This is a genomic window from Cellulomonas sp. EB106-03-03-XG116 (assembly GCF_058792015.1).
Genome location: NZ_JBYTEP010000013.1, coordinates 11 through 16,205, shown reverse-complemented (window position 1 = coordinate 16,205; position 16,195 = coordinate 11). Strand labels below are relative to the sequence as shown.

The window sequence follows — 16,195 nt, the reverse complement described above, 5'->3', positions numbered from 1 at the left end:
TAGCGTGGTCCGGTGATCACATGGCGCTCGGGCACGGTGGAGCAGGTCGGACGGTCGTGGCCCGGGGCCCAGGAGCTGACCGTCGTCGTCGCCGACGGCGTGTCCGGGCCGGACCCCGTGACCGTGCGGGCGCTCGCCTACCCCGCCCTCGTCGGCGACCTGCGCGTGGGCGACTCCGTGCTGCTGAACGTGTCGGCGCTCGCGCGCGGGCTCGGCACCGGGGGCTACGCCCTCGTCGTCGCCCCCGGGTCCCCCGGCCGGCTGCCCGCCGACCCGCCCGCCGGGCCGGGCCACCTGGTCAAGGCGCGGTACACCCCGCTGCAGGCGATGGTGCTCGGCGTCGACGACCAGGAGTCGCCGCACCACGAGGTCCTGCGCGACGCCGACGACCTCGCGGGCCTGCCCGTCGTCGTCGCCGACCTGCACTCCGCCCTGCCCGCCGTCGTCGCCGGCGTCCGGTACGCCGACGCGCTGCTGTCCCACCCGGGCTCCGGCGTCCCGCCGCTCCGCGTCGCCTACGTGCTGACCGACGGCGGCGCCCTGCCCGCCTGGTTCTCCATGGCCGTCGCCGGACTGCGGGACGCCGGGTGGATCGAGGCGTGCCTCACCGCCGGGCAGGCTTTCGGCGGCGACCACGAGGCCGTCACCCTGCACACCGCCCTGCTCGCCGCGCGGCACGTCGTCGGTGCGGACGTCGTCGTCGTGGCGCAGGGGCCGGGCAACCTCGGCACCGGCACCCGGTGGGGCTTCTCGGGCGTCGCCGCCGGGGAGGCCGTCAACGCGGCGGCCGTGCTCGGCGGGCGCCCCGTGGCCTCGCTGCGGGTGTCGGGGGCCGACGCGCGGGAGCGGCACCTCGGCGTCTCGCACCACTCGCTGACGGCGTACGGGCGGGTCGCGCTGGCCCCGGCGGACGTGGTCGTGCCGGTCTTCGAGCCCGCGGCGACGCCCGGTCCGGGCGACGCCGGGTCCGCCGACGGCGCGGAGCCCGGCCTGCACGTGCCCGACCCCCAGGAGCACCTCGACGCCCACCTCGCGGCCGTCGGCCGGCGCGTGGCCCACCAGGCCCGGTCCCTCGGCGAGCCCGCCGGCCGGCACCGGCTCGTGGAGGTCGCGGCGGGCGCCGACCTGCTCACCGCGCTCGGCGGGTCGCCCGTCCGGCTGTCGACGATGGGCCGGGGGCTGGCGCAGGACCCGGCGGCGTTCCTCGCCGCCGCGGCGGCGGGCGTGCACGCGGCGCGGCTGGCGCGGGGGGTCTGAGCGCGCGAGAGGGCGCCAGCACGCGCGCGAACGCGGCTCGGCGGGAACACCGCTCAGGGGGACCCGGCTCAGCGGGAACACCGCTCAGGGGGACCCGGCTCAGCGGGAACACCGCTCGGCGGGAACACCGCTCGGCGGGAACGCGGCTCAGCGGGAACACCGCCCGGCGGGACGGCGACGCAGCGGAGCGACCTCGCGCGCCGCTGGTCGCGCACCTGCCTCGATCCCGCTCCACGAGCGCGCGCCGACTCCCCCACAGGGCGGGAGGTGTGTCTCGTCCCCAGGCTTGTGACCCGCGGCGCAAGGTGTGTCGGTGGTCGCCCGTAGGTTGGTCGTATGGCAGATGACCAGCGCGAACGCGTCGCTCCGCCGCCCGACGGGGCGGTCCTGCCGTGCGGCTGCGGGTGCACCTGCGGCGGCACTGCGCGCGCCGCCGGAACCGCCGACCCGGTGGATGCCGCCGCCGACGCGGGGGCGCGGGCCGCGGTCGTCGCGGAGTACCTGGACCCCGCGCAGCCCGACGCCTTCCGGATCCCGTCCGCGCTCGACGAGACGCCGACGGGTGTGCCCCTCGTGCGGCTGCTCAGCGCCCTGGACCTGCCGTCGCTCTCCGCGTTCGACCTGACCGAGGTCGCGGCCGCGTACCTCCGCGTCGCAGGCTGGGCGCACGCCGGGCTCGCCCGGGCCGCTGCGGCGCTGCACCGCACTCCGGACATGCCGCACCCGAGACTGACCGACCACCAGAACCGCGCCGAGCAGCTGACCATGCCCCTGCGCGCCACCGCGATGGCCCTGTCCATGCGGCTGAACCGCTCTCCGCAGGAGATGCTCGCCCTGGTCCGGGAAGGCCTCGCGTACGACCACCATCTCGCGGCCACCGGGCGCGCCCTGGCCGACGGCCGCATCGCGGTGTCCGCCGCCCGCGTCGTGGCTGCGAGCCTCGGCGAGCTGCCGTGGCAGATCGCGCAGGCCGTCGAGGACCGGGTCCTCCCGCGCGCCACCGATCGCACCACCGGCCAGGTCCGGCGCGACGTGGCCCGGGCGTTGCTGGAGGTCGACCCCGAGCACGCCGCCGACCGGCACGCCGCAGCCCAGGCCTCCCGGATGGTCACCCACCCCCGGCCGCTGCCGGACCAGATGGCGGAGATGCGGCTGGTCCTGCCCGCCCCGCAGGCCGTGGCGATCGACACCGTGCTCGAGTCCTGCGCCCGCACCGCGCGAGCGGCCGGCGACCCGCGCACCCTGGACCAGCTGCGCGCGGACGGGTTGACGGACCTGCTCCTCGCGTCGCCCGCGGACGCACTCCCTCCGATCGACCGGCCTGACACCCACGCGCCGGGCGGCGCGTCGGCGGGCAGCACGCCGGCGGGTAGCACGCCGGCGGGCACCACCCACACCGGCGCGTCGGCACGCAGCACGCCCGCCCGCAGCCGCACAACCGGCCCCCGCGACGCCCGGACCCACGTCGTCGTCACCGTGCCGCTGTCGACCCTGCTCGGCCAGGACGAGAAGCCCGCCGACCTCGCGGGGTACGGCGCGATCGACGCCACCGCCGCCCGCGCCCTCGCCCTGGGCGGCACGTGGCAGCGCCTCGTGACCGACGACCTCACCGGTGCCGTCCTGGACGTCGGACGCACGACCTACCGGCCGCCCGCCGCCCTGGCGGACCACGTCCGCTACCGCGACTGGACCTGCACCGGCCCCGGCTGCTCGGTCCCCGCAGCGCGCTGCGAGCTGGACCACACCGAACCCTGGCACCCCGAACCCGCCGCGTCAGGCGAGGATCCCGACCCGCCCGGCGCCACCAGCGACCGCAACCTCGGGCCGGTCTGCTCGCGCCACCACCACGCCAAGCACGAGCTCGGCCTCACCCTGCGCCAGCGCGAGCCCGGCGTCTTCGACTGGACCGACCCCACCGGCCACGCCTACCGGACCCGACCGGGGCTCGACGCGCCCACCGAGCACCTCACCGCGCCCCGGCGGGCGCGTGAGGTGCGCCGCGGTCGTGGCCGATCGCACCCCGGCGGCGCCGCGAGGCCCGGACCCCGGAGGGCGGACGGGGCGCCGCCTCCCAGCCCTCGGGAGACGGACGACGCGCCGCCCTTCTAGTCGCCCCGTCCGCTCCGCTGCCGCGCGGCCACGAGCGTCGCCAGGCGCTTCGCCTCGCGCCGGGCCCGCTCGCCGTCGGAGCGCTGCACGCCCATCACCGCGAGGGTGTCCCCGTCGTCGAGGTCGAGCTGGACCCACGGCCGGCCCTCGCCGAACCGGACCCAGACGATCTCGGCCCACGCGACGGTGCGGGTGCTCGCGAGGTTCCGGACCCGCAGCCCTTCGGCGGTCGGGGTGGCGGACACGGTGGCCTGCCGCCACAGGAACCCGACGATCGCGAGCCCGACGAGCGCGATGCCGCTCAGGTCGGCCGTGGACCAGCCCTCGACGCCGGTGGTGGAGAGCAGCACGATGAGCAGGGCGGTCGCCAGGGCGACGACGACGGCGAGCGTGCCGGTCACGAAGCGCGCGGCGCGCGGCCGGAACACCTCGTCGAGCGCGGGCCGCCGTCCGGCGTCGCCACGACCCCCACCGGCGCCGGCACCCCCGGACGGGCCGTCACCCGGACCCCGACCCGAGCCGGCACCCCCGGACGGCCCGTCACCCGGACCCCGACCCGAGCCGGCACCCCCGGACGGGCCGTCACCCGGACCCCGACCCGAGCCGGCACCCCCGGACGGGCCGTCACCCGGACCCCGACCGTCGCCGCGCCCCGGGACCGGACCGCCGCCGCCCCCGCCGCTCGAGCCCCGCCCCGGCTCCTCCGTCATCGCCCGTCGCCCGGGGTCAGATCCGGCAGGCGTGGATCGACGTCACGAGGATGGCCCGCGCGCCGACGTCGTACAGCGCGTCCATGACGCGGTTGGTCTCGGAGCGCCGCACCATGGCGCGGACGGCGGACCAGTCGCGGTTGTGCAGGGGCGACACGGTCGGCGACTCGAGGCCGGGGGTGATCGCGACGGCCTGCTCGACCAGCGCGGTCGGCACGTCGTAGTCCATGAGGACGTACTCGCGGGCGGTCAGCACGCCCTGGAGTCGACGCGTGAGCACGTCGAGCCCGGCGGGCTCCTCGACGCCGGCCCGGCGCACGAGCACGGCCTCCGACTTGAGGATCGGCTCGCCGAAGACGTCGAGGCCGGCCGCGCGCAGGGTGGTGCCGGTCTCGACGACGTCGGCGATCACGTCGGCGACGCCGAGCCGGATCGCGGTCTCGACGGCGCCGTCCAGCCGGACGACCTCGGACGGCGCGACGCCCTGGCTGCGCAGGTAGTCGGCGACGAGGACGGGGTAGGACGTGGCGACGCGCCGGCCGGCGACCTCGCGCACGTCGTTCATCTGGCCGGCCTGGGTGGCGAACCGGAAGGTCGACCGCGCGAAGCCGAGCTGCAGGTGCTCGGTGGCGGGCGACTCGGAGTCGAGCAGCAGGTCGCGCCCGGTGATGCCGACGTCGACGGTGCCGGTGCCGACGTAGACGGCGATGTCGCGGGGGCGCAGGAAGAAGAACTCGACGCCGTTGTCGGCGTCGGGCAGGACGAGCTCGCGGGAGTCGCGGCGCTGGCGGTAGCCCGCCTCGCGCAGCATGTCGGAGGCGGGCTCGGCGAGCGAGCCCTTGTTCGGGACGGCGATCCTCAGCACGGGGGGTTCTCCGGGGTGTTCAGGTGTGACAGGGGCGGCGGGGTCGAGCGGGCCGGGGCCGGTCAGAGGTGGGCGTACACGTCCTCGAGCGTGAGGCCCTTCGCGACCATGAGCACCTGCAGGTGGTAGAGGAGCTGGGAGATCTCCTCGGCCGTGCGGGCGTCGCCCTCGTGCTCGGCGGCCATCCAGACCTCGGCCGCCTCCTCGACGATCTTCTTGCCGATCGCATGGACGCCGGCGTCCAGCTCCTTGACGGTGCCCGAGCCTGCGGGCCGGGTGGCCGCCTTCTCGGTGAGCTCAGCGAACAGCGCGTCGAACGTCTTCACGCCCGCCAGGGTAGACGGTCGGACGCCCTCCCCCGGTCCGGCGTCCAGGGCCCGGGCGCTCACCCCTCGACCCCGGCGGCGGCGGTGACCTGCTGCGGCTCGGACTCGCGCCGGGCACGCCACCAGACGACGAAGCCCGAGATCACGACGCCCGCGTACACGAGGTACAGGAAGGCCGACGGGTAGTAGCCGGCGCTGAGCAGCAGGGGCACGCCGACGGCGTCGACGGCGATCCAGATGAGCCAGAACTCGATCCAGCCGCGCGCCATGCCGTAGGTCGCGAGCAGCGAGCCGACGAAGATCCACGCGTCCGCCCACGGACCCCACGACCCGAGGGCCTGGAAGACCAGGGCGCACACGACGGTCCCGACGACGCCGACGACCCCGAGCTGGATCCAGCCCGACCGCCCCGCCCACCGGGGCACCACGGCCGGCGCGTCGGGGTCGCCGTGCTCGCGGGCGACGCGCCGGGCCTGCGACCAGCGCACCCAGCCGTAGACCGCGACGGCGACGAAGAACACCTGGCGCCCCGCCTGCCCGTAGAGGTCGCGCGCCTGCGGGGTGTGGAACACGCCGCCGAGGAAGACGGTGAACAGCAGGACGTTGCCGACGATGCCGACGGGCCAGGCCCACACCTTGCGGCGCAGGCCGCCGAGCGCGGACGCGAGGCCGAACAGGTTGCCGATCACCTCCCGCCAGAGCACGGGGTGCCCGGCGACCACGAGCTGGGCGTCGAACAGCCAGCCGAGGACGTTCACAGCCCGCGCAGCGCGACGACGGTCGCGACCGCCGCCTCCGCCGCCTCCGCGCCCTTGTCCTCGTGCGAGCCCTCGAGCCCGGCACGGTCGAGCGCCTGGGCCTCGTCGTCGCAGGTGAGCACGCCGAAGCCGACGGGGACGCCGGTCTGCACGGCGACGTCGGTGAGGCCCGAGGTCGCGGCCTGGCAGACGTAGTCGAAGTGCGGGGTGCCGCCGCGGATGACGACGCCGAGCGCGACGACCGCGTCGTAGTCGCCGGACCGGGCGAGCCGGCCCGCCGCGACCGGGAGCTCGAACGTGCCGGGCACGCGCACCTCCCGGACGTCGGTGACGCCGGCGGCGGCGAGCGCGCGCCGGGAGCCGGCGAGCAGGCCGTCCATGACGGTGGTGTGCCAGCTGGCCGCGACGACGGCGACCCGCAGGCCGCTGCCGTCGGTGGTGATCGTGGGAGCGCCGCTGCCGCTCATCGTGCGTCCTCCGTGCGAGACGTGGTGGCCGGGCCCGAGGGGGTGGGCCCGGTGGGGGTGGGTGTGCTGGTGGGGTGCGCGTCGAGGCCGGGCAGGAGGTGCCCCATCGCCCGCGCCTTGGTGCGCAGGTAGGCCTCGTTGTGCGGGGTCCGCCCGACCTCGAGGCCGCGCACCTCGGCGACCCCGATGCCGTGGGCGGTGAGCCCGGCGACCTTCGCCGGGTTGTTGGTGAGCAGGGTGATCCGCGCGGCGCCGAGGTCCGCGAGGATCGCGGCAGCGGCGCCGTACTCGCGCCGGTCGGCGGGCCAGCCGAGGTCGATGTTCGCCTCGACGGTGTCCCGGCCCTGGTCCTGCAGGGCGTAGGCGCCGATCTTCGCGAGCAGGCCGATCCCCCGGCCCTCGTGCCCGCGCAGGTACACGACGGCGCCGCCGTCGCGGGCCGCGAGCTGCAGGGCGGCGTCGAGCTGCGGGCCGCAGTCGCAGCGCGCGGAGCCGAACGCGTCGCCGGTGAGGCACTCGGAGTGCACCCGGACGACGGGCTGCTCGGCCAGGCCCTGCGCGGCGACGAGGGCGACGTGGTCGGCGCCGGTCCGCAGGTCGCGGTAGGCGTGCACCCGGAAGTCGCCGTGCCGGGTGGGCAGGACGGCGCTGTGCGCGCGGTGCACCCGGCGCCCGGGCGCGGTCGCCGCCGCCTCGGCACCCGGCGCGGGCTCGGCGGGCAGGTCGTCGTGGGCGGTGCGCCACGCGACCAGGTCGGCGATGGTCAGCACGACGAGCCCGTGCTCGCGCGCCAGCGCCGCCGTGGCGGGCAGCCGCATCATCGTCCCGTCGTCGTGCACGAGCTCGGCGATCGCGGCGACCGGCTCGACCCCGGCGAGGCGGCACAGGTCGACCGCGGCCTCGGTGTGCCCGGCGCGGTGCAGCACGCCGCCCGGCACGGCGCGCAGGGGCAGCACGTGCCCCGGGCGGATGAGGTCCTCGGTGCCGGACGCGGGATCGGCGAGGACGTGCAGGGTGCGGGTGCGGTCGGCCGCGGAGATGCCGGTCGCCACGCCGTGCGCCGCGTCGACGGTCACGGTGTACGCGGTCCGCCGGGGGTCCTGGCTCTGCGGGACCATGAGGGGCAGGTCGAGCGCGTCGGCCCGGGCGCCGGTCATGGGCGCGCACAGGTAGCCCGACGAGTGCCGGATGGTCCAGGCGACCCACTCCGGCGTGGCCAGGGCGGCGGCCAGGATGACGTCGGCCTCGTTCTCGCGGTCCTCGGAGTCGGCGACGAGCACCGGGCGCCCCGCGCGGAGCTCCGCGAGGGCCTCCTCGACGGTGCCGAGGGCGATCGGCTCGACGGCGGTCACCGTGCCACCCCCGCCACCGCGCCGGCGGACAGCAGCCGCTCGACGTACTTCGCGAGCACGTCCACCTCCAGGTTCACCCGGGTGCCGACGGCGGCGTCCCCGAGGGTGGTCTCGGCGAGCGTCGTCGGGATGAGCGACACCCCGAACCAGTCCCGCCCGACCGCGGTCACGGTGAGCGAGACGCCGGCGACCGCGACGGACCCCTTCTCGGCGACGTACCGGGCGAGCGCCGGGTCGAGCGCGACCTCCACCTCGTCCCACCGCGGGCCGGGCGTGCGCCGCCGGACGGTGCCGACGCCGTCGACGTGGCCCTGCACGACGTGGCCGCCCAGGCGCGCGTCGGCCCGCACGGCGCGCTCGAGGTTGACCGGGGAGCCGGGCGCCAGGTCGGCGAGCGCGGTGCGCCGCAGCGACTCCGGCATGACGTCCACCGCGAAGGTGCCGTCGCCCGGCAGGTCGGTGACGGTGAGGCAGACCCCGGACACCGCGATCGAGTCGCCGTGCTGGGCGTCCGAGGTGACCAGCGGGCCGCGCAGCACGAGCCGCGCGTCGCGGTCCTCCCCCGCGGCGTCGCCGCCGCCCGCCCCGCCCGGGGCGAGGTCCAGCTGCACGACGGTGCCGACCTCCTCGACGATGCCGGTGAACATCAGCGCTCCTCCTCCTCGACGTCGGCCACGACGAGCACGTCGGGCCCCAGCTGTCGCACCTCGCGGGTCCGCAGCCGCAGCGCGTCCCCGATCGTCCCGATGCCCAGGTCGGCCACCGCGGGCCGGCCCGCGCCCAGCAGCACCGGGGCCACGTAGGCGTGCACCTCGTCCACGACCCCGGCGCGCAGGAACGCCGCGGCGAGCGTCGGGCCACCCTCGACGAGCACCCGGCGCGCCTCGCGGGCGTGCAGCGCGGCCAGCGCCACGCGGGGGTCGCGGGTCCGCAGGTGCAGCACCTCGCCGCCCGGGCCGGCGAGCCGTCCGCCGGCCGGCAGGTCCCGCGCCCCGACGACGACCCGCAGCGGCTGGTGCGCGGCCAGGGTCCCGTCGGCGGCGCGCGCGGTGAGCGCGGGGTCGTCCGCCAGGGCGGTGCCGGTGCCGACGACCAGCGCGTCCACCTCGGCGCGCAGGGCGTGCGCGTGCCCGCGGGCCTCGGGCGAGGTGATCCACCGGCTCGACCCGTCCGGGGCGGCGACGCGGCCGTCGAGCGTGGCGGCGAGCTTGAGGGTCACGTGCGGGCGCCCGCGCTCGACGGCGCGCAGCCACGGGCCGAGCAGCTCCCGTCCGGCGGCCTCCTCGACGCCGAGCACGACGTCGACGCCGGCCGCGCGCAGCCGCGCCGCGCCCCCGGCGGCGGCCGGGTTGGGGTCCGGCACGGCGACGACGACGCGCGCCACGCCGGCCTCCAGCAGGGCGGCCGAGCACGGCCCGGTGCGGCCGGTGTGGTCGCAGGGCTCGAGCGTCACGACGGCGGTCGCGCCGCGGACGTCGTGCCCCCGGGCCCGGGCGTCGGCGAGCGCGGCGACCTCGGCGTGCGGGGTCCCGGCGCCGCGGTGCCAGCCCTCGCCCAGGACGCGGGCCCCGGGGGCGAGCAGCACGCAGCCGACGCGCGGGTTCGGCCCGTGCGCGGGCCCGCGGCGGGCCAGGTCGAGGGCGCGCAGCATCGCGTCCCGCTCGACCTCAGCCGGCTCGACCGCCGTCCGCGTGCCCACTCCCGCTCCCTCCGACCGACAGGTCTCCGGGGTGCGGGCGGCGCACGGGTGCACGACGTCCACGGCGCACCCGGCTCACGCCGAGCACGCCGCCACGACTCCTCCCATCCGGACTTTCACCGTCGGTCCTGGAGTTCCACCAGGTCAACCGCTCGCGCCGTGAGGCGTCTGCGGGTCGCGGACTGTCACCGCCGGCTCGGACTTTCACCGACCCCGGAGCACGTGTGTGTGTTCTACCGAACGATGATGCCACACGCGGCATTCCCGCTCGCGCGGGGCCGAGGTCGGCGGCGGGTCGCGCCGCGCGCGAGGGCGCTGGTCGTGGCCTCCGGTCGTGCCGGGTCGTCCGGCTGCCGGTCGCGGGCGTCAGCGCAGCGCCAGCGCGCCGTCCGCCAGCCCGCGGAGGGCGTCGATCTCCGCGTTCGGGTCGTCGGCCCCGTACACGGCGGACCCCGCGACGAACACGTTCGCGCCGGCGGTGGCGACGGTCTCGACCGTGTCGCGGGACACCCCGCCGTCGACCTGGATCCAGGTGTCCGCGCCCTGCTGGTCGATCGCGGCGCGCAGCCGGCGGATCTTGGGCAGCGTGCCCTCGATGAACGCCTGGCCGCCGAACCCGGGCTCGACCGTCATGACGAGCACCATGTCGAACTCCGGGAGCAGGTCCAGCAGCGGCTCGACGGGCGACGCCGGCCGCAGCGCGATGCTCGCCCGGGCGCCGGCCCCGCGGATCTCGCGGGCCAGCCGGACGGCGGCCTGCGCGGCCTCGGCGTGGAACGTGACGGACGCGGCGCCGGCGTGCGCGTAGTCGACGGCCCACCGGTCGGCGGCCTCGATCATGAGGTGCACGTCGATCGGCACCGGCGACACCTCGATGATCCGCCGCACGACGGGCAGGCCGAGCGTGAGGTTCGGGACGAAGTGGTTGTCCATGACGTCCACGTGCGCCCAGTCCGCCCGGCTGATCCGGTGCAGGTCGCGCTCGAGGTTCGTGAAGTCGGCGGACAGGATGCTGGGGCTGATCTGCGCGTGCACCCGCCCAGGGTATCGGCGCCCGCCGCGGCCCGCCGGTCGCCCCGTCGCCGGGGTGGTCAGGCCGTCCGGCGCAGCAGCGTGAGGTGCATCGCGTCGGTGCCGTGCGCGTGCGGCCAGAGCTGCGCGTCGTCCCGCTCGGGCAGGTCGAGACCGGGCGCGATGCCGTGCAGCACCGCGGGCGCGTCCAGCACCTCGACCTCGAGCCCCGCCTTGCGGGCGGCGCGCGTGGCGTCGAGCACGGCGAGCCGGGTCTCGGCCAGCACGGGCGAGCACGTCACGTAGGCGACGACCCCACCCACCCGCACCGCGCGCAGCGCCGACCCGAGCAGGTCGCGCTGCAGGACGGTCAGCTGGGCGAGGTCCGACGGCGTCCGGCGCCAGCGCGACTCCGGGCGACGGCGCAGCGCCCCCAGGCCCGTGCACGGGGCGTCGAGCAGCACGCGGTCGTAGCCGCCGGGCTCGGCGTCGCCGACCTCGCGCCCGTCGCCGACCCGCACGTCCTCCACGGCACCGTCCGGCGCCGCGGACACGGCCTGCCGGACGAGGCGGGCGCGGTGCGGCTGCACCTCGTTGGCGACCAGCCGCGCGCCGCGCTCCCCCGCGAGGGCGGCCAGCAGCGCGGCCTTGCCGCCGGGACCGGCGCACAGGTCGAGCCAGCGCGCGTCCGGGCCGTCGAGCGGCGCGTCGACCAGCGCGAGCGCGACCAGCTGGCTGCCCTCGTCCTGCACGCCGGCCGTCCCGGCGCGCACGGCGGGCAGCCCGGCCGGGTCGCCGCCGCCCGCGAGCGTGACCGCGGTCGGCGACCACCGGCCGGGGGCGGCGTCGGGGCCGGCGGCGGCCAGCAGGTCGTCGCGGTCGACGAGCCCCGGGCGCGCGACGAGCGACACCCGCGGCGCCTCGTTGTCCGCGGCGAGCAGCGCGCCGAGCTCGTCGGCCTGCCGCCCGTGGCCGACCAGGGCCTCGCGCAGCGCGCGGGTGACCCAGGCGGGGTGGCTGTCGACCGCCGACAGCCGGGCGACCGGGTCCGTCCCCGCCGGGTCGGCGGCGTCCCCGATGCGCTCCAGCCACACGTCGAGCGGCTCGCGGGAGACCGCCCGCAGCACCGCGTTCACGAACTGCGCGGGCCCCGCGCCGACCTGCTCGCGCACGAGCCCGACCGTCTCGGACACCGCGGCGTGCGGCGGCACGCGCATGCCGAGCAGCTGGTGGGCGCCGAGCCGCAGCGCGTCGAGCACCGGCGGGTCGACCTGGTCGAGCGAGCGCCCCGTGCACTGCGCCAGGACCGCGTCGTACCGCCCCTGCAGCCGCAGCGTGCCGTACGCCAGCTCCGTGGCGAAGCCGGCGTCCCGGCCCCGGATGCCGCGCTCGCGCAGCAGCGGGGGCAGGACGAGGTTCGCGTAGGCGTCGGAGTCGGCGACGGTGCGCAGGACGTCGAACGCCGCGGTGCGTGCCGGGTCGGACGACCGGCGGCGGGCCGACGGCGCGGCGGCGGTGCGCTCGCGCGGGGACTGCCGGGACGCCGGGCGCTGCCGCCCGGCCGCGTCGCGGTGCGAGCCGGACGCGCCCTGCCCCGCGGAGCGACGGCGCTCGCCGCCCTGGCCCGACGATCCCGGCCGACCGCCGTGGCCGCCCCGACCGCCCGGGCGACCCCCGCCGCCCTGATCGCCTCGCTCGCTCACGCGTGCACCCCCTGGCCGGCCGCATCGTCTCGGCCCAGCACCGTGCCCTCGCCGAGCCGGGCGCCCCGGGCCCAGTCGGCCGCGGCCATCGCCCGCTTCCCCGCGGGCCGCACCTCCCCCAGCCGGACGGCGTGCGTGCCGGTGCCCACCAGCACCTCGCCGCGCCCGACGCGCACCGCGCCGGGGGCCAGGTCCGTCACCTCGGGCACGAGCCGGACCGGGCCGAGGCCGAGGCGCGCGCCGTCGGGCAGGGTGGTCCACGCGCCCGGCGCGGGCGTGCAGCCGCGCACCCGGCGGTCGACGGCCATGGCGGGGTGCTGCCACCGCACGCGGGCGTCCTCGGTCGTGAGCCGCGGCGCGAGGCTGACGCCGTCGGCGGGCTGCGGGACGGGCGTGAGGACGCCGTCCTCAAGCGCGTCGAGGGTCTTCACCAGGAGGTCGGAGCCGGCGGCGGCGAGCCGCCCGAGCAGGTCGCCCGAGGTGTCCAGCGGCCGGATGGTCTCGGTGAGCGTGCCGAGCACGGGCCCGGTGTCCAGCCCGGCCTCGAGCAGGAACGTCGACGCCCCGGTGACCTCGTCGCCGGCGATGATCGCGTGCTGCACGGGCGCGGCGCCGCGCCAGGCCGGCAGGACCGAGAAGTGCAGGTTGACCCAGCCGAGCCGCGGCAGGCCGAGGACCGCCGGCGGCACCAGGTTGCCGTAGGCGACGACGGGCGCGGCGTCGGGGGCGATCTCCGCGATCCGCGCCTGCGCCTCGGGGTCCTTCAGCGTCGCCGGCGTGAGCACCTCGAGGCCCGCCTCGAGCGCGCGCTCCTTGACCGGGCTCGGCGTCAGCGTCCGGCCGCGGCCCGCGCGGGCGTCGGGGCGGGTGAGGACGGCGACGACCTCGTGGCGGGAGGCGAGCAGGGCGTCCAGGGAGGGCAGCGCCACCGCGGGCGTCCCGGCGAAGAGCAGGCGCATGGGCACCGATCCTAGTGCCGCCCTAGTGCGGCGCCGGTCGGGACCCGAGCCCCGGGGAGCAGCAGCGGCCGCTCGCTGCCGTCAGCCCGCCCGCCTCCCGCCGTCAGCCCGGCAGCACCCCGCGCGCGACCAGGTCCGCCCGCAGCGCCTCCGCACCCGTGAACAGCACCGCCTGGTACCCGAGCGCCGCGGCGCCGGCGACGTTGGCGGGGCTGTCGTCGACGAACACCGTGCGCGCCGGCTCCAGCCCGTGCCGCTCGGCGAGCACCGCGAAGATCCTCGGGTCCGGCTTGACGACGCCCTCCCGCCCCGACACGACGACGGCCTCCAGCCGCCCGATGACGGGCGCGACCGTCTCGCCGTGGTGGTAGGTCTCGGCGGACCAGTTCGTGAGCCCGAGCACCCGCACGCCCGCGGCCCGGAGGTCGTCGACCACCGCGGCGCTGCCCGGCACCGGTCCCGGCAGGGCGTGCGCGAACCGCTCGACGTACAGGTCGACGGTCGCGGCGTGCTCGGGGTGCGTGCGCGCGACCTCGTCGCGGGCCTCCTGCCAGGACCGGCCGGCGTCCTGCCGCAGGTTGAGCGCCGGGAAGTCGACGTCGGCGAGGAACCGCTCGACCTCCGCGTCGGTGAGCATGCCGTCGAAGGCCCGCTCGGCCTCCCAGCGCACCAGGACGTTCCCCAGGTCGAACACGACGGCGTCGACGGCGGTCACAGCATCTCCTCCGGGTCGAGCCGCACGCGCACCGTCCCGCCCTCCCGGCGGGCGCTGCGGACGGCGAGGGACGCGGCCAGCGACCGCGCGAGGGACCGCCCGTGCGTCACGGGCACCCGGACGAGGGTGCGCACGGGCGGGTCGAGCGACTCCTGCACGGCGGCGGCGCCGGCCGCGAGGGGTTCGGGCAGCGGGACGGGGCCGAGCACGTCGGAGCCCTCGGGCAGCTCGACGCGCGCGAGCACGGCGGCGACGACCTCCCGGGTGCCGATCAGCTCGGCGACCCGGACGACCGGCGGCAGCCGCACCTCCGCGCGCTCGGCGAGCTCGCGCTCGGCCAGGCCCACCGGGTCCCAGCGCACGAGCGCCTGCGTGGGCCGCTCCGCGCCGTCGCCGACGAGCAGCACGACGCCGCCGTCCCGGGACGACCGGACGAGCGCCGCCGCGGCGAGCCAGCGGCGCAGCGCGTCCTCGGTGGCGCGCAGCGAGGTGGACCCGGTCGTGACGGCGGCGTCCAGCAGCACGGCCGCGGCGTAGCCCCCGGGCGCGACGGGCTCGGCGCCGATCGTCGACACGACCAGCGCGGGCCGGTCCGGCACCTCAGCCAGCACGCCGGAGCGCGCGCCGGAGTGCCGCACCGTCACCCCGGGGAACGCGCGGCCGAGCTCCTCCGCGGTGCGGTCGGAACCGACCGCGACGGACCGGAACGTGCCGTTCCCGCACGCCTCGCACCGCCACCCGATCGCCAGGCGGCCGCACCACCGGCACTGCGCGGTCCCGTCGCCGGAGGTCAGCGCGAGCGGCCCGTGGCAGTGCGTGCACCGGGCGATCTCCCGGCACCGCGCGCAGGCGACCGCCGGGAGGTAGCCCGCCCGCGGCACCTGGACGAGCACCGGCCCGTCGGCGAGCCGGTCACGGATCGTGCGCCACGCCTCGCCGGGGAGCCGCGCGGCCGCCGCGGCGCCCTCGCGGGCCAGCTCGACGCTGGTGAGCGCGCGGACCCGCGGCGTGCGGGCGCGCACGACGTCCCGGTCGGCCGCGACGGCCCGGACCCAGCCGGACGCGACGAGCGCCTGCACCTCGGTCGAGCGGGCGTGCGCCGCGAGCAGCAGGCCGCAGCCCTCCAGCTCGGCGCGCAGGCCGAGGACCTCGCGGACGTGCGGGTACGGGGCGCGGGGCTCGGCGTGCAGGTCGTCGCCGTCGTCCCAGCACACCGCGAGACCGAGGTCCCGGACGGGCGCGAACGCGGCGGCGCGGGTGCCGACCACGACCCGGGCGTGGCCGCGGAGCACGGCGAGGAACGCGCGGTACCGGCGCGCCGGGCCGTCGTCCGCCATCAGCCGGACGTGGCTCGCGTCGGTGCCGTCGGGGGTCCACGCGGGCACGCCCGCCGCCACCAGCGCGGCGCAGACGCGGTCGACGTCGCGGGCGTCCGGGACGACGACGAGGGCGCCGCGGCCGCTCGCCAGCGTGGCCCGGGCGGCCTCGGCGACGCCGTCGGGCCAGCGCTCCCCCGGCGGGCCGGGCAGCGCGGACCACGCGGCGCGCGGGGAGCCGCCGGCGGCGAGGTGGGCGAGGAACGCGGGGCCGCCGCGGTAGGGCGCCCATGCGGGGGCGGGGGCGGGCGCAGGCGCAGGGGTGGTCGCAGGGCCGAGGATGGGCGCGGGGGCGGCACCGTCGGGCGCGGGCGCGGCACCGTCGGGCGCAGGCGCGGTCCCGACCCCCGGCGCGACGGCCGGCGGCACCTCCCCCTCGGTCCGCGCGTGCCGGGGCGGCACCGCGAGCCGCAGCACGTCGGCGAGCGTCCCGGCGTACCGGTCCGCCACGGCCCGGGCCAGCCTCCCGACCGTCGGGGTCAGCACGGCCTCGGGCGACACCACCCGCCGCAGCGGCACGAGGGCGCCGTCGTGCTCTGGCTCGGCAGTCCGGTCGAGCACGTACCCGTCGACGTCCTGCGACCCGAACCGGACCTTCACCCGCGTGCCCGGCACCGCGGCGTCGGCGAGCGTCGCCGGCACGAGGTACTCGAACGGCCGGTCCAGGTGCGCGGGCGCGAGCTCGACAGCGACCCGCGCCACGGGCAGCTCGGCGGCGGGCTCGACGTCGACGTCCCGCGCGCGGGCGCGCCGCCGCGGCCGGGTGGCAGCGCCGGCCCCGCGCGCACCAGCGCCCCGCGCGCCGCCGGACGTCCCCGCGGCGCCGACCCCGTCGAGGGGGGGGGGGGGGGGGGGGTGGGGGATGGGGGGGGGGGGAGCGAGGGGGGG

Annotated in this window: 15 protein-coding genes and 1 riboswitch; of the genes, 2 read left to right on the top strand and 13 right to left on the bottom strand. The window is 78.3% G+C overall.

The genetic code is table 11. The features are described from left to right. The first annotated feature begins 12 nt into the window (after positions 1 to 12). Both AC3WUG_RS07455 and AC3WUG_RS07450 read left to right on the top strand, forming a co-directional pair. Positions 13 to 1,257, top strand: a complete 1,245-nt coding sequence (locus AC3WUG_RS07455; protein ID WP_492327095.1) for a DUF3866 family protein — start codon at positions 13 to 15, stop codon at positions 1,255 to 1,257. A 450-nt stretch (positions 1,258 to 1,707) separates the two neighbouring features. Continuing rightward, entirely contained in the window at positions 1,708 to 3,366 is a 1,659-nt protein-coding gene (locus AC3WUG_RS07450; protein ID WP_492327094.1) for an HNH endonuclease signature motif containing protein, read from the top strand. Here the strand turns inward: AC3WUG_RS07450 and AC3WUG_RS07445 are convergent. The 13 genes from AC3WUG_RS07445 to AC3WUG_RS07385 form a co-directional block, all read right to left on the bottom strand. Next, positions 3,363 to 3,767, bottom strand: a complete 405-nt coding sequence (locus AC3WUG_RS07445; RefSeq protein ID WP_492327093.1) for a PH domain-containing protein — start codon at positions 3,765 to 3,767, stop codon at positions 3,363 to 3,365. The genes AC3WUG_RS07450 and AC3WUG_RS07445 overlap by 4 nt on opposite strands. Positions 3,768 to 4,092: 325 nt before the next feature. Further along, positions 4,093 to 4,941, bottom strand: coding sequence for an ATP phosphoribosyltransferase (gene hisG, locus AC3WUG_RS07440; protein ID WP_492327092.1), 849 nt, complete (start codon positions 4,939 to 4,941; stop codon positions 4,093 to 4,095). A 62-nt stretch (positions 4,942 to 5,003) separates the two neighbouring features. After that, positions 5,004 to 5,267: a phosphoribosyl-ATP diphosphatase gene (locus AC3WUG_RS07435; RefSeq protein ID WP_166943152.1), complete on the bottom strand. Its 264-nt coding sequence runs from the start codon at positions 5,265 to 5,267 to the stop codon at positions 5,004 to 5,006. A 59-nt stretch (positions 5,268 to 5,326) separates the two neighbouring features. Beyond that, on the bottom strand, positions 5,327 to 6,025 hold the full coding sequence (pnuC, locus tag AC3WUG_RS07430; RefSeq protein WP_147793595.1) for a nicotinamide riboside transporter PnuC: 699 nt from the start codon (positions 6,023 to 6,025) through the stop codon (positions 5,327 to 5,329). Then, positions 6,022 to 6,492, bottom strand: coding sequence for a 6,7-dimethyl-8-ribityllumazine synthase (gene ribH, locus AC3WUG_RS07425; RefSeq protein ID WP_239200154.1), 471 nt, complete (start codon positions 6,490 to 6,492; stop codon positions 6,022 to 6,024). The genes pnuC and ribH overlap by 4 nt, the downstream gene beginning before the upstream one ends. Further along, complete coding sequence (gene ribB, locus AC3WUG_RS07420; protein ID WP_492327091.1) at positions 6,489 to 7,844, bottom strand: 3,4-dihydroxy-2-butanone-4-phosphate synthase; 1,356 nt, start codon at positions 7,842 to 7,844, stop codon at positions 6,489 to 6,491. The genes ribH and ribB overlap by 4 nt, the downstream gene beginning before the upstream one ends. After that, positions 7,841 to 8,491, bottom strand: a complete 651-nt coding sequence (locus AC3WUG_RS07415; protein ID WP_492327090.1) for a riboflavin synthase — start codon at positions 8,489 to 8,491, stop codon at positions 7,841 to 7,843. Before AC3WUG_RS07415 ends, ribB begins: the two co-directional genes overlap by 4 nt. Then, positions 8,491 to 9,495: a bifunctional diaminohydroxyphosphoribosylaminopyrimidine deaminase/5-amino-6-(5-phosphoribosylamino)uracil reductase RibD gene (gene ribD, locus AC3WUG_RS07410; protein ID WP_492327114.1), complete on the bottom strand. Its 1,005-nt coding sequence runs from the start codon at positions 9,493 to 9,495 to the stop codon at positions 8,491 to 8,493. Before ribD ends, AC3WUG_RS07415 begins: the two co-directional genes overlap by 1 nt. A gap of 140 nt (positions 9,496 to 9,635) precedes the next feature. Then, positions 9,636 to 9,769: riboswitch (FMN riboswitch) on the bottom strand. A gap of 140 nt (positions 9,770 to 9,909) precedes the next feature. Then, positions 9,910 to 10,578 (bottom strand): ribulose-phosphate 3-epimerase, encoded by a 669-nt coding sequence (rpe, locus tag AC3WUG_RS07405; protein WP_492327089.1) that lies wholly within the window; start codon positions 10,576 to 10,578, stop codon positions 9,910 to 9,912. Between the two features lie 56 nt (positions 10,579 to 10,634). Beyond that, on the bottom strand, positions 10,635 to 12,257 hold the full coding sequence (locus AC3WUG_RS07400) for an RsmB/NOP family class I SAM-dependent RNA methyltransferase (RefSeq protein WP_492327088.1): 1,623 nt from the start codon (positions 12,255 to 12,257) through the stop codon (positions 10,635 to 10,637). Beyond that, positions 12,254 to 13,216: a methionyl-tRNA formyltransferase gene (gene fmt / locus AC3WUG_RS07395; protein WP_492327087.1), complete on the bottom strand. Its 963-nt coding sequence runs from the start codon at positions 13,214 to 13,216 to the stop codon at positions 12,254 to 12,256. Before fmt ends, AC3WUG_RS07400 begins: the two co-directional genes overlap by 4 nt. A gap of 103 nt (positions 13,217 to 13,319) precedes the next feature. After that, on the bottom strand, positions 13,320 to 13,931 hold the full coding sequence (locus AC3WUG_RS07390; protein ID WP_492327086.1) for an HAD family hydrolase: 612 nt from the start codon (positions 13,929 to 13,931) through the stop codon (positions 13,320 to 13,322). Beyond that, complete coding sequence (locus tag AC3WUG_RS07385; RefSeq protein ID WP_492327085.1) at positions 13,928 to 16,009, bottom strand: primosomal protein N'; 2,082 nt, start codon at positions 16,007 to 16,009, stop codon at positions 13,928 to 13,930. Before AC3WUG_RS07385 ends, AC3WUG_RS07390 begins: the two co-directional genes overlap by 4 nt. Positions 16,010 to 16,195 lie beyond the last annotated feature (186 nt).

Excerpts from the sequence above, each read along its gene's own strand:
- fmt (WP_492327087.1), bottom strand. The coding sequence starts at position 13,216 with ATGCGCCTGCTCTTCGCCGGGACGCCCGCGGTGGCGCTGCCCTCCCTG.
- ribD (WP_492327114.1), bottom strand. The coding sequence starts at position 9,495 with ATGCTGCGCGCCCTCGACCTGGCCCGCCGCGGGCCCGCGCACGGGCCG.
- AC3WUG_RS07415 (WP_492327090.1), bottom strand. The coding sequence starts at position 8,491 with ATGTTCACCGGCATCGTCGAGGAGGTCGGCACCGTCGTGCAGCTGGAC.
- ribH (WP_239200154.1), bottom strand. The coding sequence starts at position 6,492 with ATGAGCGGCAGCGGCGCTCCCACGATCACCACCGACGGCAGCGGCCTG.